General features: G+C 73.3%; 20 protein-coding genes and 1 pseudogene. 6 read left to right on the forward strand and 15 right to left on the reverse strand.

What is annotated here, in order from left to right; genetic code table 11:
- Positions 1-31 precede the first annotated feature (31 nt).
- Complete coding sequence (wecB, locus tag ABT118_RS18575; RefSeq protein WP_350669831.1) at positions 32-1,219, forward strand: non-hydrolyzing UDP-N-acetylglucosamine 2-epimerase; 1,188 nt, start codon at positions 32-34, stop codon at positions 1,217-1,219.
- A 61-nt stretch (positions 1,220-1,280) separates the two neighbouring features.
- Positions 1,281-1,937, forward strand: coding sequence for a 3-keto-alpha-glucoside-1,2-lyase-like domain-containing protein (locus ABT118_RS18580; RefSeq protein WP_350669832.1), 657 nt, complete (start codon positions 1,281-1,283; stop codon positions 1,935-1,937).
- A gap of 75 nt (positions 1,938-2,012) precedes the next feature.
- On the opposite strand, the gene ABT118_RS18585 is transcribed toward ABT118_RS18580, so the two are convergent.
- The 5 genes from ABT118_RS18585 to ABT118_RS18605 all read right to left on the reverse strand — a co-directional run bounded on the left by ABT118_RS18585 (position 2,013) and on the right by ABT118_RS18605 (position 8,787).
- On the reverse strand, positions 2,013-4,139 hold the full coding sequence (locus ABT118_RS18585) for a 3-hydroxyacyl-CoA dehydrogenase NAD-binding domain-containing protein (protein WP_350669833.1): 2,127 nt from the start codon (positions 4,137-4,139) through the stop codon (positions 2,013-2,015).
- A gap of 2 nt (positions 4,140-4,141) precedes the next feature.
- Positions 4,142-5,359 carry a thiolase family protein gene (locus ABT118_RS18590; protein WP_350669834.1) on the reverse strand — a complete coding sequence of 406 codons (1,218 nt, stop codon included), beginning with the start codon at positions 5,357-5,359 and terminating at the stop codon, positions 4,142-4,144.
- A gap of 261 nt (positions 5,360-5,620) precedes the next feature.
- On the reverse strand, positions 5,621-6,874 hold the full coding sequence (locus tag ABT118_RS18595) for an HRDC domain-containing protein (RefSeq protein ID WP_350669835.1): 1,254 nt from the start codon (positions 6,872-6,874) through the stop codon (positions 5,621-5,623).
- Positions 6,875-7,088: 214 nt separating this feature from the next.
- Positions 7,089-7,805 (reverse strand): LuxR C-terminal-related transcriptional regulator, encoded by a 717-nt coding sequence (locus tag ABT118_RS18600; protein ID WP_350669836.1) that lies wholly within the window; start codon positions 7,803-7,805, stop codon positions 7,089-7,091.
- Between the two features lie 331 nt (positions 7,806-8,136).
- Positions 8,137-8,787 carry a DUF3000 domain-containing protein gene (locus ABT118_RS18605; RefSeq protein WP_350669837.1) on the reverse strand — a complete coding sequence of 217 codons (651 nt, stop codon included), beginning with the start codon at positions 8,785-8,787 and terminating at the stop codon, positions 8,137-8,139.
- A gap of 150 nt (positions 8,788-8,937) precedes the next feature.
- Between ABT118_RS18605 and hemE the strand changes: the two genes are divergently transcribed.
- Positions 8,938-10,026, forward strand: coding sequence for a uroporphyrinogen decarboxylase (gene hemE / locus ABT118_RS18610; RefSeq protein WP_350669838.1), 1,089 nt, complete (start codon positions 8,938-8,940; stop codon positions 10,024-10,026).
- A gap of 60 nt (positions 10,027-10,086) precedes the next feature.
- On the opposite strand, the gene ABT118_RS18615 is transcribed toward hemE, so the two are convergent.
- Entirely contained in the window at positions 10,087-11,031 is a 945-nt protein-coding gene (locus ABT118_RS18615; RefSeq protein WP_350669839.1) for a DUF4349 domain-containing protein, read from the reverse strand.
- 135 nt (positions 11,032-11,166) lie between these two features.
- The gene (locus ABT118_RS18620; protein WP_350669840.1) at positions 11,167-11,937 is read right to left on the reverse strand and encodes an SDR family oxidoreductase; all 771 of its coding nucleotides are present in this window, start codon (positions 11,935-11,937) and stop codon (positions 11,167-11,169) included.
- Positions 11,938-12,007: 70 nt separating this feature from the next.
- Here ABT118_RS18620 and ABT118_RS18625 point away from each other — a divergent pair, with 70 nt between their 5' ends.
- The 3 genes from ABT118_RS18625 to hemQ are packed head-to-tail and all read left to right on the forward strand — an operon-like array spanning position 12,008 to position 14,737.
- Positions 12,008-12,592, forward strand: coding sequence for a Uma2 family endonuclease (locus ABT118_RS18625; RefSeq protein WP_350669841.1), 585 nt, complete (start codon positions 12,008-12,010; stop codon positions 12,590-12,592).
- Between the two features lie 34 nt (positions 12,593-12,626).
- The gene (gene hemG, locus ABT118_RS18630) at positions 12,627-14,027 is read left to right on the forward strand and encodes a protoporphyrinogen oxidase (protein ID WP_350669842.1); all 1,401 of its coding nucleotides are present in this window, start codon (positions 12,627-12,629) and stop codon (positions 14,025-14,027) included.
- Positions 14,024-14,737 carry a hydrogen peroxide-dependent heme synthase gene (gene hemQ / locus ABT118_RS18635; RefSeq protein ID WP_350669843.1) on the forward strand — a complete coding sequence of 238 codons (714 nt, stop codon included), beginning with the start codon at positions 14,024-14,026 and terminating at the stop codon, positions 14,735-14,737. The genes hemG and hemQ overlap by 4 nt, the downstream gene beginning before the upstream one ends.
- Positions 14,738-14,817: 80 nt before the next feature.
- On the opposite strand, the gene ABT118_RS18640 is transcribed toward hemQ, so the two are convergent.
- The 8 genes and pseudogenes from ABT118_RS18640 to ABT118_RS18675 all read right to left on the reverse strand — a co-directional run bounded on the left by ABT118_RS18640 (position 14,818) and on the right by ABT118_RS18675 (position 24,397).
- On the reverse strand, positions 14,818-15,615 hold the full coding sequence (locus ABT118_RS18640; protein ID WP_350669844.1) for a TIGR04222 domain-containing membrane protein: 798 nt from the start codon (positions 15,613-15,615) through the stop codon (positions 14,818-14,820).
- A 111-nt stretch (positions 15,616-15,726) separates the two neighbouring features.
- Complete coding sequence (locus ABT118_RS18645) at positions 15,727-16,707, reverse strand: TIGR04222 domain-containing membrane protein (RefSeq protein ID WP_350669845.1); 981 nt, start codon at positions 16,705-16,707, stop codon at positions 15,727-15,729.
- 29 nt (positions 16,708-16,736) lie between these two features.
- Positions 16,737-17,747: a TIGR04222 domain-containing membrane protein gene (locus ABT118_RS18650; RefSeq protein ID WP_350669846.1), complete on the reverse strand. Its 1,011-nt coding sequence runs from the start codon at positions 17,745-17,747 to the stop codon at positions 16,737-16,739.
- 130 nt (positions 17,748-17,877) lie between these two features.
- A pseudogene (locus tag ABT118_RS18655) lies at positions 17,878-19,120 on the reverse strand (MbnB/TglH/ChrH family RiPP precursor modification enzyme).
- Between the two features lie 530 nt (positions 19,121-19,650).
- Positions 19,651-21,918: a restriction endonuclease gene (locus ABT118_RS18660; protein ID WP_350669847.1), complete on the reverse strand. Its 2,268-nt coding sequence runs from the start codon at positions 21,916-21,918 to the stop codon at positions 19,651-19,653.
- A gap of 93 nt (positions 21,919-22,011) precedes the next feature.
- Positions 22,012-22,416, reverse strand: a complete 405-nt coding sequence (msrB, locus tag ABT118_RS18665) for a peptide-methionine (R)-S-oxide reductase MsrB (RefSeq protein ID WP_350669848.1) — start codon at positions 22,414-22,416, stop codon at positions 22,012-22,014.
- A 26-nt stretch (positions 22,417-22,442) separates the two neighbouring features.
- A complete protein-coding gene (murC, locus tag ABT118_RS18670) occupies positions 22,443-23,846 on the reverse strand; it encodes a UDP-N-acetylmuramate--L-alanine ligase (RefSeq protein WP_350669849.1) in 1,404 nt (467 codons plus the stop codon).
- Between the two features lie 92 nt (positions 23,847-23,938).
- On the reverse strand, positions 23,939-24,397 hold the full coding sequence (locus tag ABT118_RS18675; RefSeq protein ID WP_350669850.1) for an indole-3-glycerol phosphate synthase: 459 nt from the start codon (positions 24,395-24,397) through the stop codon (positions 23,939-23,941).
- Positions 24,398-24,508 lie beyond the last annotated feature (111 nt).

Consider the following 24,508-nt stretch of genomic DNA (forward strand, 5'->3'; position numbering starts at 1 on the left):
CCCGTACCCTCCGCTGCCCTAGAAGGTCGTCATGTCCCAGCTGCCCTTTCCCGGCCCCGTCAGCACCGACCCGAACCGGCCCGTACGGGTCGCCGTGGTGCTCGGCACCCGCCCGGAGGCCGTCAAACTCGCCCCCGTCGTCCGGGCCCTGGAGGCCGCCCCCCGGTTCGAGCCGCTGGTGATCAACACCGGCCAGCACCGCGAGATGCTCGACCCGATGCTGTCCCGGCTCAGGCTGACGACGCGTCACAACCTGGACGTGATGCGCGACCGGCAGGAGCTCTCCGCCCTGACCGCCCGGCTGATCGAGGGGCTGGGGGAGGTGCTGCGCCAGGAGGAACCCGACGTGGTGCTGGTCCAGGGCGACACCAGCAGCACCCTCTGCGGCGCGCTCGCCGCCTTCTACGAACGCATCCCGGTGGCCCATGTCGAGGCCGGGCTGCGCAGCGGCGTCTTCGACGACCCCTTCCCCGAGGAGCTCAACCGCCGGCTGGTCAGCAAGCTCACCCGCTGGCACTTCGCCCCCACCGAGCAGGCCGGGGCGCTGCTCCAGGCCGAGGGCATCCCGGCCGACAACGTCTTCGTCACCGGCAACACCGTGATCGACAACCTGCTCTGGGTCCGCCGCCGCGGCGTCGGCCGGTCGGCCTTCCGGACCGGCCGCCGGGGCGTGCTGGTCACCCTGCACCGGCGGGAGAACCAGGGGGACCGGATGCGGGCGATGGCCGCCACCCTGCTGCGGCTGGCCCGCCGCGGCGACGTCGAGATCCTGCTGCCGATGCACCGCAGCCCCGCCGTCCGGGAGGTGCTGGAGGGCGCGCTCGCCCACGAACCGCACATCACCCTGACCGAGCCGCTGGACTACTTCGACTTCACCGCCTCGCTGGCCGACTGCGAGGTCGTCCTGACCGACTCCGGCGGCGTGCAGGAGGAGGCACCCAGTCTGAACAAGCCGGTCCTGGTGCTGCGCAGCACCACCGAGCGCCCCGAGGTGGTCGCCACCGGCGCGGCCCGGCTGGTCGGCACCGACCCCGAGCACATCCACACCGAGGCCAACAACCTGCTGGACGACCCGGCCCTCTACCAGAGCATGGCGGAGGCCCCCAGCCCCTTCGGCGACGGCTACGCCGCACAGCGGATCGTCACTCGGCTGGCCGAGGACTGCACCGCCCCCCTCCTGCACACCGACTCCCATGTCCCCTCACTGGCAGACTGGTGACCCGGCTGCGACCACAGGAGGGCTGCTGGTGTGCCCGGAACGGCCCGGAACGGACCCGCCCGTGCGGCCGTCCGGTGCGTCGAGCACCTGGCGGATCGTCATGGCCGCCTGCCTCGCCGTCCTCACCGCGGTCGCGATCGTGCTGGCCGTGCGGCCCGAGGCGCAGCTCCAGCACTGGCCGGAGGGCTCGGTGCACGGGCCCTGGCGCTCGGTCTTCAACGGGGAGGGCTACACCGGACAGCGGGGCGGCACCCTGGTCCTCGAACCCCGCCGCTCGCTCCAGCCGGCCGAGACGCACGCCGCCCTGGTGGTGTCCACCGACTCCTGGCAGACGGTCGACTACCGGCTCCAGGTGCGCACCACGGACCAGCTCCGCGACCCGGCTCCGAACGCCTGGGAGGTCGCCTGGGTGGTCTGGAACTACACCGACCCCCAGCACTTCTACTACCTGGCCCTCAAGCCCACCGGCTGGGAGCTGGGCAAGGAGGACCCGGCATACCCGGGCTACCAGCGCTTCCTGGCCACCGGCCTGCCGCAGTACCCGGTCGGCCCCTGGCACGGGGTCGAGGTCAGGCAGACCGGCGCCACCATGAGCGTCGAGGTCGACGGCCGGCCGGTGGTCACCTTCACCGACCAGGAGCGCCCGTACCAGGGCGGCCAGGTCGGCCTGTACACCGAGGACGCCCACGTCGAGTTCCGCGACATCCGGCTGCCCTGAGAACCGCCGGAAACGCCGATCGGGCGGCACCCCTGAACACAGGGGTGCCGCCCGACGGTGTGTGTCGGTTCAGGCTCAGACCGGCACGGAGGCCAGGCCGGGGGCCAGGAACTTCTTGCCGTTGACCCGCTCGGACACGCCCGCGCGGTCCAGGTACGGGGTGATCCCGCCGAGGTGGAAGGGCCAGCCCGCGCCGGTGATCATGCAGAGGTCGATGTCCTGGGCCTCGCCCACGACGCCCTCGTCCAGCATCAGGCCGATCTCCTGGGCCACCGCGTCGAGCGCGCGGTCCAGGACCTGCTGCTCGGTCAGCACGGTGTCGCCGAAGGTCAGCAGCTCCAGCACCTCGGGGTCGAGGACCTGCTGGCCGTCCACCCAGATGTAGAAGCCGCGCTTGCCGGCCTTGACCACCTTGCCGAGGTTCTCGGAGACGCCGAAGCGCTCCGGGAAGGCCCGGTTCAGGGTCTCCGAGACGTGCTGCGCGATGGCCGGGCCGACCAGCTCGAGCAGGACGATCGGGGACATCGGCAGGCCGAGCGGGAGCACGCCCTTCTCGACCGTCTCGATCGGGGTGCCCTCGTCGATGATCGCCTGGATCTCGCCCATGAAGCGGGTCAGGATCCGGTTGACCACGAACGCCGGGGCGTCCTTGACCAGCACGGCGGTCTTCTTGAGCTTCTTCGCCACGCCGAAGGCGGTGGCCAGCGAGGCGTCGTCGGTCTGCTCGCCGCGGACGATCTCCAGCAGCGGCAGGATGGCGACCGGGTTGAAGAAGTGGAAGCCGACGACCCGCTCGGGGTGCTTCAGCTTCGAGGCCATCTCGGAGACCGAGAGGGAGGAGGTGTTGGTCGCCAGCACGCAGGTCGGCGAGACCACGGCCTCCAGGTCCGCGAAGACGGTCTGCTTGACACCCATCTCCTCGAACACCGCCTCGATCACGAAGTCGGCGTCGCCGAAGGCCGCGGCCTTGTCCAGCGAACCGGTGACCAGGCCCTTCAGGCGGTTGGCGTTGTCCGGGTTGACCCGGCCCTTGGCCAGCAGCTTGTCGATCTCGGCGTGGACGTAGCCGACGCCCTTGTCGATCCGCTCCTGGTCGATGTCGGTGAGGACCACCGGCACCTGGAGCCGGCGGGCGAACAGCAGCGCCAGCTGGGAGGCCATCAGACCGGCGCCGACGACGCCGACCTTGGTGACCGGACGGGCCAGCGACTTGTCCGGCGCACCGAACGGACGCTTGGCCCGGCGCTGCACCAGGTTGAAGGCGTACAGGCCCGCGCGCAGCTCGCCGGTCATGATCAGGTCGGCCAGCGCGACGTCCTCGGCGTCGAAGCCCGCCTGGAAGTCCTGGTCCTTGACCTGCTGGATGATGTCGAGCGCCTTGTACGCGGCCGGAGCGGCCCCGTGCACCTTGGCGTCGGCGACCAGGCGGCCCCAGGCGACGGCGTCGTCCCAGGCCTTGCCCCGGTCGATCTCCTCGCGCTCGACCACGGTCGCGCCGGTGAGCACCTTGGCGGACCAGAGCAGCGACTGCTCCAGGAAGTCGGCCGGCTCGAAGATCGCGTCCGCGATGCCGAGCTCGAACACGTCCGTGCCCTTGAGCTGCTTGTTCTGGCTCATCGAGTTCTCGATGATGACCTTGATCGCCTTCGAGGGGCCGATCAGGTTCGGCAGGATGGTGCAGCCGCCCCAGCCGGGGACCAGGCCGAGGAAGACCTCGGGCAGCGAGAACGCCGGGACGCCGGAGCTGACGGTGCGGTAGCTGGCGTGCAGGCCGACCTCGACGCCGCCGCCCATCGCCGCGCCGTTGTAGAAGGCGAAGCTCGGGACGGGCAGCGCGGCGATCCGCTTGAAGACGTCGTGGCCGCCCTTGCCGATGGCCAGCGCGTCGCTGTGCTCCTTGAGCACCTCGACACCCTTGAGGTCGGCGCCGACCGCGAAGATGAACGGCTTGCCGGTGATGGCGACGGCCTTGATGGTGCCCTCGGCCGCCTCGGCCTCGACCTGGTCCAGCGCCTCGGAGAGCTTCGCGAGCGAGCCCGGGCCGAAGGTGGTCGGCTTGGTGTGGTCGAAGCCGTTGTCCAGGGTGATCAGCGCGATCCGGCCCGCGCCCAGCGGCAGGTCCAGGTGGCGCACGTGCGCGGTGGTGACGACCTCGCCGGGGAACAGCTCGGCGGCGCGCTTCAGCAGCTCAGTGGTGCTCATGGTCACTTACCACCCTCGAAGTGCGGGTTCTCCCAGATGACGGTGGCGCCCATGCCGAAGCCGACACACATGGTGGTCAGGCCGTAGCGGACGTCGGTGCGCTGCTCGAAGCTGCGGGCCAGCTGGTTCATCAGGCGCACGCCCGAGGAGGCCAGCGGGTGGCCGAACGCGATCGCGCCGCCGTAGGGGTTGACCCGCGGGTCGTCGTCCGCGATGCCGTAGTGGTCGAGGAACGCGAGCACCTGGACCGCGAACGCTTCGTTGACCTCGAAGGCCTGGATGTCGTCGATCGTCAGACCGGCCTTGGCCAGCGCCTTCTCGGTCGCCGGCACCGGGCCGATGCCCATGACCTCGGGCTCGACACCCGCGAAGGCGTAGCTCACCAGGCGCATCTTGACCGGGAGGCCGAGCTCCTCGGCGACGTCCTCGGCCGCGAGCAGCGAGGCGGTCGCACCGTCGTTCAGACCGGCCGAGTTGCCCGCGGTGATGTTGCCGTGCGGGCGGAACGGGGTCTTCAGACCGGCCAGCGACTCCATCGTGGTGCCCGGGCGCATCGGCTCGTCCGTGGTGGCCAGGCCCCAGCCGGTCTCGCCGACCTCGGGGTTGGTGTTGCGGATCGAGATCGGCACCAGGTCCGGCTGGATGTCGCCGTTGGCGTACGCCTTGGCGGCCTTCTCCTGCGAGCGGACCGCGTACGCGTCGCAGCGCTCCTTGGTGATGTGCGGGAACCGGTCGTGCAGGTTCTCCGCGGTCATCCCCATGAACAGGGCGGACTCGTCGACCAGCTTCTCCGAGACGAAGCGCGGGTTCGGGTCCACGCCCTCGCCCATCGGGTGCCGGCCCATGTGCTCGACGCCACCGGCGACCACGACGTCGTACGCGCCGAAGGCGATGCCGCCCGCGGTCGCGGTGACGGCGGTCAGCGCACCGGCACACATCCGGTCGATCGAGTAGCCGGGGACGGACTTCGGCAGACCGGCCAGCAGGGCGGCGGTCCGGCCGATGGTCAGGCCCTGGTCGCCGATCTGGGTCGTGGCCGCGATGGCGACCTCGTCGATCCGGTCGGTCGGCAGGCTCGGGTTGCGGCGCACCAGTTCACGGATGCACTTGACGACCAGGTCGTCGGCGCGGGTCTCGTGGTAGATGCCCTTCGGGCCGGCCTTGCCGAACGGGGTGCGGACGCCGTCAACGAAGACGACGTCCCTCGAGGTACGAGGCACGGGGGCTCTCCTCCCAGGGGACACGACAGTGGGTGCAGACCCCGGCCCACGACGGAGCGGCGCTGCTTCAACCGCCATGCTACCCGCCGGTAACTACCTTGCCCATAGTCGCCACCCCATGTGTCCCCCGTCACCACCTCTTCTCCGGGGCGGGGTCAATGAACAGGGGCGCGGGGAACTGCGCGAAAACGGAAGGGCAGCACCCGCAAGCCGGACTCGACGAGCCACTTGCACGTGCTGCCCTTCGGTGGCGCCCGCCGTCTACTCCTGCGGAGCCGGGGCCGGGACCCTTGCGTTGACGAAGGCGTCCGCGATCACCGGGCCGACCAGGTCGACCTGCCACTGGCGGGCGCCGAGCTTGCGCAGGGCGGCGGCCACCGAGGCGGCGTCGACCACGGCCGGCGGCTCCCAGGAGACGCGGCGGACCAGGTCGGGCGTGATCAGGTTCTCGGCCGGCAGGCTGTGCTGCTCGGCCAGCTCCGAGACCGCGGCGCGGGCGCCGGAGAGGCGGGCGGCCGCGATCGGGTCCTTCTCGGCCCAGGCGCGCGGCGGCGGCGGCCCCTCGTGCGGCGCGGTGGACGGCGGCAGCTCGGCCTCCGGGATCTCCCGGGCCCGCTGCAGCGCGGCCATCCACTGGTCCAGCTGACGGCGGTTCACCCGGGGCCCGAAGCCCTGGACGGCCTGCAGTGCCGGTGCGTTCAGCGGCATGGCGAGCGCGGCGTTCACGATCGCCACGTCGGAGAGCACCCGGCCGGGCGAGACGTCCCGGTCGCGGGCGATCCGGTCGCGGGCCAGCCAGAGCTCGCGGACGGCGGCCAGCTGGCGCCGGCGGCGGACCTTGTGCAGCTGGGAGGTGCGGCGCCAGGGGTCGGTCCGGGGGGCGGGCTTGGGGGCCGCGACGATCGACGCGAACTCCTCCTTCGCCCAGCCGAGCTTGCCCTGGGCGTCCAGCTCCTGTTCGAGTGCGTCGCGCAGCTCGACCAGCACCTCGACGTCCAGGGCGGCGTAGCGCAGCCACGGCTCGGGCAGCGGGCGGGTGGACCAGTCGACCGCCGAGTGCTCCTTGGCCAGCGAGAGGCCGAGCACGTTCTCGGTCATCGGGCCCAGGCCGACCCGGGGGAAGCCGGCGATCCGCCCGGCCAGCTCGGTGTCGAACAGCTCCCGGGGCTTCATCCCGACCTCGGCCAGGCAGGGCAGGTCCTGGGTCGCGGCGTGCACCACCCACTCGGTGTCGGCCAGCGCCTCGCCCAGACCGGAGAGGTCGGGGCAGGCGATCGGGTCGATCAGTGCGGTTCCCGCACCGGCCCGGCGGAGCTGGATCAGATAGGCGCGCTGGCCGTAGCGGTAGCCGGAGGCCCGCTCGGCGTCGACAGCGACCGGGCCGGTACCCGCCGCGAAGGCGGCGATGGTCTCGGCGAGCGCGGTCTCGTCCACCACGACGGGCGGGAGCCCCTCCCTCGGTTCGAGGAGCGGGACCGGGGCTGTCTCTTCTGGGATGGCTACGGCGTCGGTCACCCACCAAGAGTACGACGGTACGTGCGCACCGGAAGGTCCTCGGACTGGTCAGCCACCGTACCGACATATGCCGGGCGGTGTTCACGGGCCGGTCGGGGGGACGGGCCGGGGCGAACCGGGCGGGCAGGTGGCCCGGAGGAAACGTTCCTCCGGGCCACCACCTGCGATGCTTCCGGGCCGTGGGTCGGCTGACGGAGTGTCGGCTGACCGGGGCTCAGTGGATGATGCCGGTCCGCAGTGCCACCGCGACCATGCCCGCCCGGTCGCCGGTGCCCAGCTTGCGGGCGATCCGGGCCAGGTGGCTCTTCACGGTCAGGGCGGAGAGGCCCATCGCGACGCCGATGGCCTTGTTGGACTGGCCTTCGGCGACCAGCCGGAGCACCTCGACCTCGCGGCCGGAGAGCTCCCGGTAGGTGGTCGGCTGGACCCCCGGCGCCCCGGGGGCACCGGGCGCACCCGGAGCTCCGGTCGCACCGGGCATCCCCGGCATGCCGGGACGCCGCATCCGGCCGGCCAGGCCGCCCGCGCCGATCGGCAGCCCGGGGCGGCCGGGCATGGCCACGTTGGTCCGGGTACCGGTGACCACGTAGCCCTTGACGCCGCCGGCGAGCGCGCTGCGCACGGCGCCGATGTCGTCGGCGGCCGACAGGGCCAGGCCGTTGGGCCAGCCCGCGGCCCTGGTCTCGGCCAGGATGGTCAGGCCGGAGCCGTCCGGCAGGTGGACGTCGGCGACACAGATGTCGCGCGGGGTCGAGACCCGGGGGCGGGCCTCGGCGATGGAGGAGACCTCGATGACGTCCCGGACACCGAGCGCCCAGAGGTGCCGGGTGACGGTGTTTCGGACGCGGGGATCAGCGATGACCACCATGGCGGTGGGCTTCGTCGGACGGTAGGCGACCACGCTTGCGGGGTGTTCGAGAAGGACCGACACCGTGCCTCCTGGCGGGAGTGGCGGACGGAACCCCGATGGGGGCGGTCGGAGTGTTCCGCGTTTGGAAAGGGTCACAGACACCTTCGGCATCATCAGTGCCCGGCTTTAGCGAATGATCACGATCTAGTGAGTAACAATACGGACAAATCGCGCAGGCGAGTGATGCGACATGCCCTGGAATCGAACGAAATAGGTCGTGTTCGGTACCGACCCGAGCAGTTTCGGGCGGTCATTGACAGTGCGCGCAGCACAAGTCACACGGAGTCAGCCCTAGGGGTGGTGTTCGGCCGCGCGGCGGCCGAACACTCCTGGAGGGGAGAGCGCGAGGTGCTCAGTGGGAGCGCGGACGGCGCCGTGCGGGCATCGGGACCACTCCGCCGAGTGACGGTGCGTCGGGAACCCCGAGCGGGGCCGGCGTGGCAGGGGGCAGCCCGGCGCAGACGCAGAGCAGGTCGGCCCAGGCTGCCAGGTGCCGGTCGAACCGGCCGTCGGCCGGCGTCCAGGACGCCCGGATCTCGATCTCGGTGGACGGTTCCCGGTCGCCGAGGCCGCCGAAGTACTGCGAGGCGCACCTGGTCACGGTGCCGCTCGGCTCGACGTACCCGGCACCGTGCGCCTGCAGCGCGTCGGTCAGCCAGGCCCAGCCGACGTCGGAGAGCATCGGGTCGCCCGCCATCTCCGGCTCCAGGTCGGCCCGGGTGATCGAGACCAGCCGGAACTCGCCGTTCCAGGCGTCCTGCCCGGCCGGGTCGTACAGCAGCACCAGCCGGCCGTCGGCCAGCTCCTCGCCGTCGACCTCGACGGTGGCGGTCAGTGCGTAGGCGAAGGGGGCCATCCGTTTCGGCGCGGGCGCGGGGGAGAGCTCGACCTCGGGGCGCAGCCTCGCGCCCGCCAACGCCTCGACCGCATCGCGGAACTCGATCGGCGCCGACTCCTTACCCGTTCCGCCACCTTGTGCGGGGTGCCCGCCGACCGCTGCCATGACCGAGAGCCTAGGTCGGCCGGGCCCGCAATCCGAGTAATTTCGGCCGGTGTGGCGTGACGGTTGTCCGATCGTTCCCTGCCACTCCTTGGAGGAAGCCACGACCGGCTGGTGACGGCCGGGCCCGGGCCGCGTGCGAAGATTCGGGGCGTGAGTGAGACAACCGCAGCCCAGTCCGGTCAGCAGCCCGCCGCGCGCCGTGGCGCCGCGTACGACTCCGCGTTCCTGCGCGCCGCCCGCCGGGAGCCGGTGCCGCACACCCCCGTCTGGTTCATGCGCCAGGCCGGCCGCTCCCTGCCCGAGTACCTGAAGGTGCGCGAGGGCATCCCGATGCTCGACTCCTGCATGCGGCCCGAGCTGGTCAAGGAGATCACCCTGCAGCCGGTCCGCCGGCACAAGGTGGACGCCGCGATCTTCTTCAGCGACATCGTGGTCCCGCTCAAGGCAGTCGGCATCGACGTCGACATCAAGCCCGGCGTCGGCCCGGTGATCGCCGACCCGATCCGCACCTTCGCCGACCTGGAGCGGCTGCGCCCGCTGGAGCCGGCCGACATGCCGTACATCACCGAGGCCGTCGGCCTGCTGGTGGACGAGCTCGGGTCGACCCCGCTGATCGGCTTCGCCGGCGCCCCCTTCACGCTGGCCAGCTACCTGGTCGAGGGCGGTCCGTCGAAGAGCCACGAGAAGACCAAGGCGATGATGTACGGCGCCCCCGACCTGTGGGCCGCGCTGGTCGACCGGCTCGCCGACATCACCTCGATGTTCCTGAAGATCCAGATCGAGGCGGGCGCCTCGGCGGTCCAGCTCTTCGACTCCTGGGTCGGCGCCCTCGCCCCGGCCGACTACCGCCGCTCGGTGATGCCCGCCAGCACCAAGGTCTTCGACGCGGTCGCCGGCTACGGCGTCCCCCGGATCCACTTCGGCGTCGGCACCGGCGAGCTGCTCGGCCTGCTCGGCGAGGCCGGCGCGGACGTGGTCGGAGTCGACTGGCGGGTGCCGCTCGACGTCGCCGCCGGTCGGGTCGGCCCCGGCAAGGCCCTCCAGGGCAACCTCGACCCGGCCGTCCTCTTCGCCCCTACCGCCGTGGTGGAGGCCAAGGCCCGCGAGGTGCTCGACGCCGCGGCGGCCATCAGCGACACCGGCCACATCTTCAACCTCGGCCACGGCGTCATGCCGAGCATGGACCCGGACGCCCTCAGCCGCCTGGTCGACTTCGTCCACCGGTCCAGCGCCCGCTAGCCACCGCCCAGGGACCCGGGGCCGCCCGTCGGCGGCGCTCCGGGCCCCTGGTGGTGCGGACTAGTCCTGGGGCTTCGGCGCCCGGCGGCGGCGGAGCCACCAGGCGAGGGCGCCGAGCGGGGCGAGCACCAGCAGGAACGGCGCCACGGCGGCGACCCCGATCAGCAGGCCGCGGACCAGGGTGACCAGGGCGTTCCAGCCGCCGCCCAGGGCGTGGCCGATCGACCCCCAGAAGCCCTCCTCGGCCTTGGGCGCCGTCGGCACCGGTGCGCTCTCGCCGTACACCTGCAGCGTGATGGTGGAAAGCGAGGTGCGCGAGGACAGCTCCTGCTGCCGGTGCTGGAGCGACTCCAGATCCGCCTCACGGCGGGTCAGCTCGCTCTCCAGCGAGACCACCTCGGACAGCGACTTGGCCTCCGCCAGCAGCTTGCGGACCCGGTCCACGCTGGCCTGCTGGGTCTTCACCCGGCTCGCCACGTCGGCCACCTGCTCGGTCAGGTCGTCCGCCTGGCTGGAGCGGGACAGCACCTCACCCAGCCCGGAGAGCCGGTCCAGGGTCTGCTGGTACGAGGCCGAGGGCACCTTGAGGGTCAGCCGGGCGTCGGTCGGTACGCCGTCGCTGCCCTTGCCGCCGGTGCTCTCGCCGCCGACGTAGCCGCCGGCCGCGAGTGCCAGGCTCTGCGCCTCGCCCAGGGTCTTCGCCATCTCCTTGGTCCGGAGCGAGAGTTGGGCGGTGTACGCGATCAACCGGGGCACCGCGACCGCGCTCGCCTCCCCGGTCGGCGCGATCGGTGCGGTCGGTGCGGCGGAGGCCCCGCCCGCTCCGGGCTTGGTGTCGCCCGCGGCGGGGGCCGCCGCCGCAGCCCCCTCGGCCTTCGGGGCCGACCGGGCCGCCGCATCGCTGTGACCGGCCTCCGCGCTGCATCCGGCCAGCAGGACGGCCACCGCCACCCCCGCCGCCGCCAGTGCCGCCCGCCCTCTGCCGGATCCCGTGCCTGCCGTCATCTGCTTCTCCCCGCTCCGTGGTCCGCTGCTTGCGCACCTTGGACGCGGCCCGGCCCGCCGGGGATCCGTTCCGGTGATCGCAACTCGGTTACGGCGTGGTCGCGTTGAGGTCAGGCACCGGCCGTCCGCGTCCGCTCAGCGGGCCACCTCGGCGGCCAGGTACTCCTCCCAGGTCCGCACCCCGTCCGCGTTCGGCGTGGTCAGCGCGCCGCTGCGGAAGCCGGCCGCGGCTCCGCCCGGCAGGCGGACCGCCAGCACCCGGCGCCGCTTCCCGGCCGCCCGCAGCCAGCCCTCGGCCAACTGCTCGGCCCGGTACACCTTCGGCCCGCCCAGGTCAGGGGCCTGTCCGACCGGTGCGCCCTGGGCCAACTCGACCAGCCGGTCCGCCACTTCGCCCTGGTCCACCGGCTGGCAGTCCGTCCCGGCCGGCACCACCAGCACCGGCAGCCTGGACAGCACCCCGAAGGCCGCGTTCAGCAGGGTCGGGAACTGGGTGGCCCGCAGGTTGGTCCAGCCGATCCCGGAGTCCGCGAGCAGCCGCTCGCCCGCGAGCTTGATCCGGTAGTAGAAGTACGGGATCCGGTCCACCCCGACGATCGAGATGTTCACGACGTGGCCCACCCCGGCGGCCTTCGCCGCCGCGAGCATCCGCTCGAACCCGGGCAGGTCGTTCTTCGGGTGCCGGATGTCGGTCGCGCAGTGGATCACCGTCCCCACCCCCGCGAACGCCGCCGCCAGCCCGGCCCCGGTCAGCAGGTCCCCCCGCACCCACTCCACCCCTTCGGTCACCGGCAGCTCCGCCCGCCTCGTCAGCGCCCGCACCGGCACCCCCAGCCGCCGCACCCGCGCCAGCACCTCCCGCCCCAGCACCCCGGTCGCACCGGTCACCAGCATCACGTCGGTCATCTCTGCCTCCTCGTCGACACGTCCTGTCAGGGAGACTGAACAGCCGATCCGTTTGTGACAGGCTGAGCGCATGAGCGTGTTGCCCGACTGGATGTACCCACCGCGCGAAGAGGGTTGGTTCGCGGAGGACCTCGACCGTCTGACCGAGGCGCCCCGGCACACCGAACTGATCGATGGAGCGCTGATCTTCATGATGTCTCCGCAGCGTGCCTGGCACGGGCGGGTCGTAACGGCCCTGACGGTCACCCTGGGAGCGCTGGCACCGGAGGGGCTCACCGTCGAGCGGGAGATGACGATCCGCCTGGACCGGCGGAACCGGCCGGAACCGGACCTGCTGATCACCTCGGCGGAGTTCGACCCGGACCGCACCTGGTTCGCGCCGTCCGATGTGCTGCTGGTGGCCGAGGTGGTTTCGCCCGAGTCGGCGGACCGGGACCGTACGGTGAAGATGCGCAAGTACGCCGAAGCGGGGATCGGCCACTACTGGCTGATCGAGCGCGAGGACAACCGGCCGGTGGTCCATGTGTACGAGCTCGACCGGCCCACCGGCGGCTATGCGCCTGCGGGAATCTTCCGGGGTGAGTTGGCCCGGCCGGTGCCCTTCCCGGTCACGCTGGATCTCGACGTCCTGCTGACCGGACAACGCCCTGATTGATGGGTTTTGGGTGAGCTCTGCCAGACTGCGAGGCATGGCAGAACAGCGGGTCGTGGTGGTCGGTGGCGGGATCGCGGGGCTGACCGCGGCGTGGCTGGGCAGTGGGGCGGCGAAGGTCACGCTGTTGGAGGCGAGCGGGCGGTTCGGGGGCAAGCTGCTGGCGGGTGAGGTCGGTGGGGTCCGGGTGGACCTCGGGGCCGAGTCGATGCTGGCGCGCAGGCCGGAGGCGGTGGAGCTGGCCCGGGAGGTCGGGCTGGCGGGGGAGTTGGAGCCGCCGACCACGGCGAAGGCGGCGATCTGGACCAGGGGTGAGCTGCGGCCGCTGCCCGGTGGGCAGTTGATGGGTGTGCCGGGGGACCTGGCGGCGCTGGCGGCCTCCGGGGTGCTCACCGCCGCCGGGGTGGAGCGGGCCGGGCACGAGGGCTCGGCCGAGGTCGGCTCCGACGTCGCGATCGGGGCGTACGTGGCGGCCAAGCTCGGCCGCGAGGTGGTGGACCGGCTGGTGGAGCCGCTGCTCGGCGGGGTCTACGCCGGGCACGCGGACGAGATCTCGCTGCGCGCCGCCGTTCCGGCCCTGCTGCCGGTGGCCCAGGCCGGCGGGTCGCTGGCCGCCGGGGTCCGCGAGCTGATCGGCCGGCCCGGCAGCGGCGGCCCGGTCTTCCAGGGTCTGCGCGGCGGTCTCGGCACCCTGCCGGAGGCGGTGGCGGACGCCTGCCGGAAGAACGGCGCCGACCTGCGCACCGACAGCCCGGTGGAGGAGCTGAGCCGCACCCCCGAGGGCTGGCGGATCGTCAGCAACGGCGAGGTGCTGTACGCCGATGCGGTGATCCTGGCCGTCCCCGCCCCGCAGGCCGCCCGGCTGCTGGCGGCCGAGGTCCCGGTGGCGGCGGCCGAGTTGGGCGCGGTGGAGTACGCGGGCATGGCCCTGGTGACGATGGCGTTCCGCCGCGCGGACCTCGGGACCGAGCTGTCCGGCAGCGGTTTCCTGGTGCCGCCGGTGGACGGCCGGCAGATCAAGGCCTCCACCTTCTCCTCCAACAAGTGGGGCTGGCTGGAGCGTTCCGCCCCCGACGCCTTCCTGCTCCGCACCTCGCTCGGCCGGCACCGGGAGGAGGCGGCACTGGAGCTGGCGGACGAGGAACTGGTGGCCCGTTCGCTGGCCGACCTGGCCGAGGCGGTCGGCCTGCGCGCGAAGCCGTACGACTCGGCGGTGACCCGGTGGGCCGGCGGCCTGCCGCAGTACCCGGTGGGCCATCTGGACCGGGTGGCCCGGATCCGCGCCACCGTCGCCGGGGTCGGCGGTCTGGCCGTCTGCGGGGCGGCCTACGACGGGGTCGGTGTCCCGGCCTGCATCGCCAGCGCGCGCCGCGCCGTCAACGAGGTGTTGACCCCGGGCGCCGGTGCGGCTGTCACGGAAGGGAGAATGGGCGCATGACTGAGTCCACTGAACAGCAGCCCGCGAAGAAGAAGGCCCGCGACCTCAACCAGGTCATCCGCTACACCATGTGGTCGGTGTTCAAGCTCAAGAGCGAGCTGCCGGACGACCGGGCCGCGCTGGCCGCCGAGGTCGAGGAGCTGTTCGCGCAGCTCGCCGCCAAGGACGTCACGGTGCGCGGCAGCTACGACGTCTCCGGCCTGCGCGCCGACGCGGACCTGATGATCTGGTGGCACGCCGAGGACTCGGACGACCTCCAGGAGGCGTACAACCGCTTCCGCCGCACCGCCCTGGGCCGCCGGCTGGAGCCGGTCTGGTCGAACATGGCGCTGCACCGTCCGGCCGAGTTCAACAAGTCGCACATCCCGGCGTTCCTCGCCGACGAGGAGCCGCGCGACTACGTCTGCGTGTACCCGTTCGTCCGGTCCTACGAGTGGTACCTGCTCCCGGACGAGGAGCGGCGCGGCATGCTCGCCGAGCACGGCAAGATGGCCCGCGGCTACCCCGACGTGCGGGCCAACACGGTCGCCTCGTTCGCGCTCGGCGACTACGAGTGGCTGCTCGCCTTCGAGGCGGACGAGCTGCACCGGATCGTCGACCTGATGCGCGACCTGCGGCCGTCCCGGGCCCGGCTGCACGTCCGCGAGGAGGTGCCCTTCTACACCGGGCGCCGCAAGCCGATCGCGGACCTGCTCAACGGGCTGGCCTGACCCTCTTCCAGGCCTGGTCGACGGACCGTCACGGCCCCGTCCGGCACTTCGCCGGGCGGGGCCGGTCCGTTGGTACGGCGTCAGCTCCGCAGGGCCGCCCGGAGCCGGGCGTCCGGGAGCGCGGCGGGGCCCACCACGGCGACGGCGGTGAGGAGTTCGCGTTCGGCCGCGTCGGGGAGTCCGGCCGGGGGGACGTCGGGGGCGCCGCCCTGGCGGGGGAGGCGGGCGGCGTTGAGGACGTGCTGGCCGGCCGGGGTGGCCCAGCGGGTGTAGGGGCGGACGTCGACCCGGGCCATCAGCAGGGTGCCGCTGGTGAGGATGATCGGCAGCGAGAACCAGGCGACCGAGGAGCCGGCGTCACCGGTGCCCGGGGCGGCCAGCGCCAGCGAGGTGCCGAGCAGGACGACCGAGAGCAGCAGGGCCTGGCGGACCTGGCGGACCGCCAGCGCGGTGTTCTCCCGGATCATCGCCGGGGTGGCCAGCCCGGCCTGGACCAGGCGGCCGCCGATCTCCAGCACGATCGGGTGGGTCGCCAGCCGGTCCCGCAGTTCGCCGGTGCGGCACTGGCCCTCGGGGCCGATCGCGGCGATCAGGGCCCGCTCCAGCCGGCTCCGGCCGTGCGGGTCGACCACCGTGGTCCAGCCGGTGTGGGCCAGGTGCAGGCGCCCCCGGCCGGTCATCAGGACCAGGGCCAGCTCGACCACCCGGACCGGGCCGCCGGCCAGGTAGGCGGTCTCGTACAGGCCGACCCCGACCTGGTCGACGGGGTGCGAACGGGCCGGTCCGGCGAGCGAGTCGGCGGTGGCTGCGGCCCGGACCAGCCGCAGGCAGGACAGCACGGCCGCGAGCAGGGCAGGGACGAGCAGGAGCAACCACATGAGTTCGTTCTAGACCGGCACCTGCGCGGTTGGAAAGGATTCCCGGACTGCGGTACCGAACTGTGACGGTCCCGCAGCACGCGCAGGGCCCCGCCGAACCGCCGGTGGTGCTCAGTCGCCGCCGCCGCCTCCGCCACCTCCGCAGCTGCTGCCGCCGTCGGAGGAGTCGGAGGAGGAGCCGCCGAAGTCCGAGGAGCTGCCGCCGTCGGCCGCGCCGGAGTCGGACCAGTCGGACCAGGCCGACCAGTCCGGTCCGTCGGACGTGCCGGAGCCGCCGGACCCGTCGGACCCGTCGGTGTCCGGGTCGTGGGCCAGTGTTCCGTAGAGCACCAACTCGGCCAGAGCGACGCCCAGTTGAATGCCCGAGTTCGGTGCCGAACCGAGCGGCGCGGTGCTGGGGCGGGCGGGTGTGCGGGCGGCCCTGGGGCGGCCGTGCGGGTCCCAGCCGACGCCCTTGCGCAGGTGCTCCAGCTGTTCCATCCCGGCCGGGGTGATCCGGCTCCGGGCGGGGGCGGTCAGGCGCTGCCAGAGCAGGCCGAGCGGCAGCAGGAGCACGAAGCCGAGCGCGGGCAGCAGGCTCCCGCCCGGGGTGAGCAGCCGTCGGACGCCCGCGAGCACGCCGAGTGCCGTGCCGAGCCCGAGGGCGATCAGCAGCAGCCGGTTCGCCCGGAGCGCCCGCCGCTGCCGCCGGGGCTGGTACAACAGCCCCCGGTCGGCCAGTCGTCGGCCGATCCGGCGGACCTGCGGGCTGCGCAGGACGGCCTGCCGCATGGTGGCGAGATGGGCCCGGCCGGTCGGGCCGACCACCCGGATCAGGTCGGCCTCGGCCGGTTCGTGCGAGGTGCGGTCCGTCAGCGTGGCCTGGCCGGTGCGGGGGACGATCAGGCGCCCCTCCTGCTCCATCCGCGCGATCACGGCGTCGGCGACCCGCACCGGGCCGCCGGCCAGGTAGGCCGCCTCCAGCAGCGGCAGCCCGTTCTGCGGACGGTGCGGGTGCTTCCCGGCCCGCTCCATCCGTCGGCCGGTGAAGCCGGCCCAGAGCCCGGTCAGGGCCAACAGGCCGGTGGCGATGATGAGTTCGGTGTACGGCATTGGTGCTCTCCCCCCCGTTGAGTACCGGATCAGCTGCCCCCGCAGCTGCTCCCACAACTGCTCGACGAACTGCAACTGGACGAGCTGCTGGAGCAGCTGGACGAACTGCCCGAGGAGCCGCAGCTGCTGCCGGACGAACCGCAGCTGGACGACGAGCCGCAGCCGGACGAGGACCCGGAGTCCCCGGAGCTGCCCGGGTCGCCCGAGGAGCACCAGGTGGCCGCACCCGAGTCGGACGAGGACGAGGACGAGGAGGAGCTGGAGGCCAGCGGCCGGGCCGCCAGTGCGGCCCGCAACTCCTGGTCCTCCAGCGAGTCGAGGCCCTCCAGGGCGACCGCGCCGAGCAGCACGGCCCCGCCCGCCATCGCCAGGTCGTGCGGCTCCCACGGGCGGGAGCCGGACTGCATCAGCTCCAGCTGCCGCACCCCGGCCGGGGTGATCCGGCGCCGCTCGGGCCGGGCGACGGCCAGCCAGATCACGCCGACCAGCAGCAGGGCGAGGAACGGGAAGAACGGCGCGACCTCGGTGGCCTGCGCGGCCGTCGCCCAGGAGAAACCGGCCACCGCACCGAGGAAGACCACGACGAACTGGGCGAACCAGAGCAGCCGCCGGGCGTTCACCGCCTTCCGGTGCAGGTCGGGCCGGCGCATCAGCCCCCGGGCGGCCAGACCGTCGCCGATCCGCTGGACGTGCTCACTGCGCATCACCTCGCGCCGCAGCGCGGACAGTTCCACCCGGCCGTACGCGCCGGCGGCGGTGATGACCACCGCCTCGACGGCGTCCCGGGCGCTCCGGTCGGTCACGGTGACCTGGCCGGAGCGGGAGACGATCAGGCGGCCCTCCTGCTGCATCCGGACGATCACGGTGTCGACCACCCGGGCCGGGCCGCCGGCCAGGAAGGCGGTCTCCAGCAGCGGCAGTCCCCGGCCGGAGAGGCCCTGGGGCTGCGGGACGCGGCGCATCCGGCTCAGGGCGACCGACGCGTTCACGCCGGTCAGCAGTTGGGCGCCGGCCGCGATGGCGTACTCGGTGTACCACATGGGTCTTTCCCCCGTATCTCGATGAACTGGTGCGGTGCTCAGGGGCTCGGCGGTCGAGTGTGCGGGGCAGCGGGCGGGAGCGCCCGGCCCGGTCGGCACGGTGAACGTTTCCGGAGCCCCGGTCGGAATCTCAGCGACGCCACCAGCGGCGGTGCGACGGGCCGGTGGGGCGGAGGTGGCGTTCCAGGGCGGAGCGCCAGGCGGCGGTGGGGCGGGTGGTGACGGCCCAGGCGGCGAAGGAGCGGGCGTCGGCGCGGTAGCCGTCGGCCATCGGGTGGTCGGCGGCGTACTGCAGGAACAGCGGTCCGAACTCATGGCCGAGGATCAGCTCCAGGGCCGGGTCGACCCGGGCGACGGTGTCGCGGCGCTTGGCGGCCAGGCCCCGGACCTGGATCTGCACCTGCCGCGGGTCGAAGCCGGCCGGGATCGGCCCGCCGGCCACCAGGGCGTCGAGCAACTCTCCCTGCTTCCGGGCCAGTTCGGCCCGGGCCAGCACCAGGGCGGGGTCGCCGGTCCGGATCAGGTACTCGTCGTGCTCAGACATGGTGCGGCGCCCCTTCCAGGACCCGTCGGATCGCGTCCAGTTCCCCCGCCAGCTCGGCGGGCGGCGGGAAGTTGTCGTCCCGCTCCAGCAGTACGCCGGGCGGTACCGCCCGGGCGCGGAGTTCGGCCAGGACGGCCAGGACCGGTTCGGTGACCGGGTGGGCGTGGGTGTCGTGCCAGACGCCGTCCCGCTCGACGCCGCCCGCGACGTGCACGTAGGCGAGCGCCTCCAGCGGCAGGCGGTCCAGCTCGGCCGCCACGTCCAGGCCGAGGTTGACCCGGTTGGTGTGCAGGTTGGCGACGTCGATCAGCAGCCGGACACCGGTCCGCTCGACCAGCTCGGCCAGGAACTCGCCCTCGGTCAGTTCGTCGTCGGGCCAGCTCAGATGGGCGGCGATGTTCTCCAGCGCGAGCGGGACGGGCAGCTCCTGCTGGGCGATCCGGACGTTCTCCGCGATCACCCGCAGCGCGTCCCGGGAGCGCGGTACCGGCAGCAGGTGCCCGGCCTCCCGCCCGCCCGCCCGGACGAACGCCAGGTGTTCGGTGACCAGCGGCGACCCCAGCGCCTCGGCGGTCGTCGCGAGCCGCTCGAGCCGGGCCCGGTCGGGGAGGTCGGCCCCGCCGAGGCCGAGCGCGACCCCGTGCGGGACCACCCGGACGCCGCGCTCGCGCAGGATCCGCAGCGACTCGGGCAGCTGCCCGGCCCTCAGTTCGTCGGTGCAGAGGTTCTCGGCGACCACCTCGACCCAGTCCAGGCCGGGCAGCCGCTCCACCACGGTGTCGATCTCGGCGCGCCAGCCGATGCCGACCCCGAGTGCAGCAGATGTCATGTGACGCCCCCTTCGGAGGGCTCGCCGGAAAGGCCGGCGGAGAGGAGATCCAAGTACGGGACCGGCGGCTTCCTCGCACGCCGTCCCGTTGCTAGAGGGTGTATCCCCCGGCCCCCGCTGCCAACCCGGGAGAGCCAATCTCAGAGCTGAACTTGAGCTTTCTTCAGGTCACCCGAATATTCAGTGGCCGGGCGGCAGACGGCACCTTACCGTGGGCCGCCGACGACGCTGATTCGTGACCGCCGCCCGCCGTCGCCGAGGCGGCCGCCGCCCTCTGCAGCGCCGGCCGCCCGCACCCGCGGATGAGCCCGGCAGCCGTCCGGCACCGGGTCGACTCCGCCGTCCCCGACCCGATCGCCTTCGCGGAGCGGCCGGGGGGCGGTCCACGGCCGGGGCCTGGCCAAGCCGGCCGAGCGGCTGCGCCGAGGCGTACAGCAACAACGACGCGACCAACGCCCCGATGCCGGCCGACAACGACCGGCCGGCCCACCGGCGTTGCGCGAGCCGGTGGGCGTGCGCCGAGGAGCCGCTCAGCCGACGTCCACGCCGTGGGCGCGGGCCAGCCCGGCCAGGCCGTCGGCCCAGCCCTGGCCCATGGCGCGCAGCTTCCAGCCGCCCTGGTGCCGGTAGAGCTCCGCCACCAGCATGGCCGAGACCTCCGGGTCGGCCGGCGGGCGGAAGTCCCAGGCCGTTCCGTCCGCCGCGCGCACCGAGAGCCGGGCCGAGCGGAGTTCGCCGCAGGTCGCCGAACCGTCGGCGTCCATGTTGACCGAGACCGCCACCCGCTCCACCGCCGCCGGCAGGCCCGGCAGCCGGACGGTGGCGGTCTCGCTGTGCTGCTCCCCGGCGTGCTCCCTCGGGGCCAGCCGCACCGCGCCGTCCGCCGCGTCGGGCTGGTGGTAGAAGACGAAGTCCGCGTCGCTGCGCACCGTGCCGTCCGCCGTGAGCAGCAGCAGGGTCAGGTCGGTCTCGGGCCCGGCGGACTCGAAGCACACCGAGAGCTCGGCGGCCTGCGCCTCCGACAGTCGGGTGTTCTGCCCGGGCAGCAGCTCGACGGGCTCCGGCCGGAGGTCTTCTCGGGGGAGCAGCACGGTCGGCTCCTGCCCCGTCGGCGCCGACAGCCCGAGGTCCTCCCGGGGGAGCAGCACGGTCGGCTCGGCCGCGCCCACCGCGCCGACCGGGGCGGGCGGCTGGGTGGGCCTGGCCGGGATGCCGCCACCACCGCCGCTGCCGAGCCGGCCGGAGAGCCCGTGCTCGCGCAGCAGCCCGACCAGCATCGGCCCGTCCACCAGGGTCAGCGGCTTGCCCTCCACCCAGCGGCGGGAGTCGGGGCCGAAACCGGCGGTGGTGACCAGGATGCCCTTGGTGGCGCCGTGGTGGACCCGGGTGGCGTCCAGGTCGCGGACCGCCGTCGGGTCGACCGTCCGGCGGTAGCGCTTGGCCTGGATCACGATCTGACCGCCCGTCACCGGGTCCGGGTCCTCGGCGATCACGTCCACGCCCTGGTCGCCGCTGCGGGCGGTGGTCCTGGTCCGGAAACCGCGTCGGCGGAACAGCTCGGCGATCAGGTGTTCGAACGCGATCGGGTCCATCTCGAACAGGTCGGGCTCGTCCTCGCCCGCCTCCCGGTACTCGGCGATCTCCCCGGCCAGCCGGGTGGTGGGCACCGGCTCCAGCTTTTCCGGCCGGGCCGAGAGCCGGCCGCGCAGCCCGTCCACCAGGCAGTCCACCGGGGCCACCCGGTCCAGCGCGACCGCCCGGAAGTCCTCCTGCCGGACCGTCACCGCGAGCAGGTACCGCTGCTCGTCCCGCCCGCTGGCCGGATCGGTGCCCTCGACGTAGCCGTTGAGGACCACCGAGGCGAGCAGCCCGCCCCGGTCGGCCCGGAACAGCTCGGCGAGCACCCGCAGCGCGCACTGGGCCAGCACCTCGCGGTACAGCGCCTTGCGCTCCCCGGCGGGCCGGTTGACCTCGGCCTCGCGGTCGTCGCTCTTGACGTAGCGCACCCGGGCGACGGCCGGGACGCAGTCCTGGCCGGGCAGCTCCCAGTCCACCACCAGCTGGCGGGTGGACGCGTCCCAGCCGACGCTGCCGTCGCAGGGGAAGTCCTCCGGCCAGTCGTTCCGGGCCCGCAGCACCGTCTCGAACAGCTCCACCACCGCGTCCGGCGCACCGTTCGCCAGGTCGGCGGTGAGCCGGGCGGCCTGCCCGGCCCGGTCGGCGGCCAGCCGCTGGTTCTGCGCCACCCAGGTGTCGAACTGCGCCCGGTAGTCGGCCAGTCGGCGCAGCCGCTCGTCCTCGGCCTGCCGGGCCCCGTACCAGTCCTGCTCGAAGGCGGCCCTGGCCTGTGCGGCCTGCTGCTCGTACTGCTGCCGGGCCACCGGGTTCAGCGCCTGCAGGCCGGTCGGCGCGGGCACCAGGTACCGGTTCTGGTCCGGCATCTCCACCGGGCGGCCGAGCGGCCCCGGGTCGAACGGCGGCGGCTGGAACGCGGCCGGGGCATCGGCCAGCCGGAACGGCCGACCGGCCAGGCCGGTGGCCAGCACCGTCCGCAGCCGGTGCACCTGCTCCTCCAACTCGGCCGTCCGGCGCGCCGCATCGGCCTCCCGCCCCTGCTGGTACGCCCGCAGCGCCGCCCGCTCCCCCTGGGCGGCGGCCCGCTGCGCCTCCCGCTGCGCCCGCTCGTACTGGCGCTGCGCCGCGGCCGCCGCCCGGTGCCTGGCCTCCTGCTCGCGGGCCTGCTGGCGCTGCGCCTCGGCGATCATGGCCAGTACCCCGTGGTTCCGCTGCCTGGCCATGACTGTTTCCCTTCCCCACCTGACGGTTGATCAAGTCTGGCACGGGGTCGGGACACGCCGAAGGCCCGGGTCGCCCCGGGCCTTCGGCGGCTGCTACTCCGCCGGGCGGAGGGTCAGCGAGATGCTGTTGATGCAGTAGCGCTGGTCGGTCGGGGTGCCGTAGCCCTCGCCCTCGAAGACGTGGCCCAGGTGGCCGCCGCAGCGGGCGCAGCGGACCTCGACCCGGCGCATCCCCATCGTGGTGTCCTCGATGTACTGGACCCGGTCCTCGGCCAGCGGGGCGTAGTACGACGGCCAGCCGCAGTGGCTGTCGAACTTGGTCTCGCTGCTGAACAGCTCGGCCCCGCAGGCACGGCAGCCGTACACGCCGACGGTCTTGGTGTCGGTGTACTCACCGACGAACGGGCGCTCCGTCCCGGCCTCGCGGAGCACGTGGTACTCGGCGGGGCTGAGCTGGTCGCGCCACTCGGCGTCGGTCTTCTCGATCTCGTAGCTCACGGTCGCTCCTTCGGGGACACCAGGCGTCAGGCAGAAGGTGCAACGCCCGCGAGGCGCTCCACGATTTCCGGACCCAGGTTGGTCACGTCGCCGGCACCCATGGTGAGCACCAGGTCGCCCGGGCGGGCCAGCCCGGCCAGCACCGCCGGGGCGGCGGCGAAGGTGTGCTCGGGGCGGACGTCGGCCCCGGCGCGGCGGGCGGCATCGATGATCAGCTCGCTGGTGACGCCGGGGATCGGGTCCTCGCGGGCGGGGTAGATGTCCAGCACCACCGAGGCGTCGGCCAGGGCCAGCGCCTGCCCCATCTCCTCGGCCAGCTGCTGGGTCCGGCTGAACAGGTGCGGCTGGAAGACCACCAGCACCCGGCCCTCGGCCGCCTCCCGGATCGCCTCCAGGTCGGCCAGCATCTCGGTCGGGTGGTGCGCGTAGGAGTCGATCACCTGCACGCCGCCGGCCTCGCCCTTGAGCTGGAGCCGGCGCCGGACCCCGGTGTACGCGCCGAGCGCCTTGGCCAGGTCGTCCGCCGGGATGCCGAGCGCGATGCCGGCGGCCAGCGCGGCCACCGCGTTGTGCGCGTAGTGGCGGCCGGGCACCGAGACGGTGAAGGTCAGCTCGGCGCCGCCGACCAGCACGGTCACCTCGCTGGTCATCCCGTGCGGCCGGACCGCGAGCACTCGCAGGTCGGCGTCCTCGGCCGCGCCGACGGTGACGATCTTCAGGCCCTCCAGGCCGCGCACCCGGGCGGTCAGCTCACGGGCCCCCGCCTGGTCGGCCGAGACCACCAGGGTGCCGCCGGGCACGATCCGGCCGACGAAGGTCTCGAAGGACTCGTGGATCTCGTCCATCGAGGCGTAGTTGGCGTGGTGGTCCAGCTCCACGTTGAGGATGATCGCGACCTCGGGGGCGTACTTGTGGAAGCTGCGGTCGCTCTCGTCCGCCTCGGCCACGAAGATCTCGCCCGCGCCGTGGTGGGCGTTGGAGCCCGGTGCGTCCAGGTCGCCGCCGATCGCGTACGAGGGCTCCAGGCCCAGCTCGGCCAGGCTGACCGCGAGCATCGAGGTGGTGGTGGTCTTGCCGTGCGTACCGGCCACGGCCAGCGCCCGGCGGCCGCCCATCAGCGCGGCCAGCGCGTCCGAGCGGTGCACCACCGGGATGCCGCGCTCGCGGGCGGCGGCCAGCTCCGGGTTGTCGGCCCGGATCGCGCTGGAGACCACCACGCTGCTCACCCCGGCCGGGACGTTCTCGGCGGCGTGGCCGACCGCGACCTGCGCGCCGAGGGCCCGGAGCGCGAGCACCGTCTCGGACTCCCTGGAGTCGCTGCCGGAGACCGTGGCGCCGCGCACCGCGAGGATCTTCGCCAGTCCGGACATGCCCGCGCCACCGATGCCGATGAAGTGCGGGGCGTGCAGGTCGTGGGCGGCGTCGTTCAAGGAGGGCTCCGTACCTTGGGGATTCGGGGGCAAGGACGAATCGTCCTCGCGGGCGTTCCGCAAGGACGATTCTGCACTACCGGGAGCAGGGCTCAGGAGTCGCTGGCGAACAGCTTGAGCACCGGGACGCCCACCTTGTGCCGGGCCCGGGAGGCCCAGTCGCGGTGGAAGAACTCCTCCACGAAGTGCGGCGAGGTCAGCACCAGCACCTCGTCCGCCCCGGTCTCCTCGACCACGGCGCGCACCTTGTCCAACGGGTGCTCCTCGACCACCTGGCCGACCGCCTCGGCCCCGGCCTCGCGCAGGTGGCGCAGGCTGTGCTCCAGCGACTCGCTTGCCAGGGTGGGGTGTTCGCTCTCCTCGCGCTCGTGCACCGCCTTGTCGAGATGGCCGAGTGCCACGTCGTCTAGTGCGCGGAGCAGCTCGTCCTGCCTGCCGCGCGGTTGCATCAGGACGACGAAGGAGACCTTCTCCTCGCCGTGGAGCGTGGTGACCAGCTCCACGTCGGCGTCGGAGAGCGCCTTTTCGATCATCAGTACGGTCTTGAACACGTGAGTCCCTTCGCAGTTGCAGGCCCCCGGGTCCGGTGTCCCTTCCCATAGTGCCCGGAGGAGGCTTTCCTCACGCTGCACACGCGCCACATGGGCCACGTGCGAGTCGGA

Source organism: Kitasatospora sp. NPDC002040, assembly GCF_040296785.1.
Lineage (GTDB): Bacteria > Actinomycetota > Actinomycetes > Streptomycetales > Streptomycetaceae > Kitasatospora.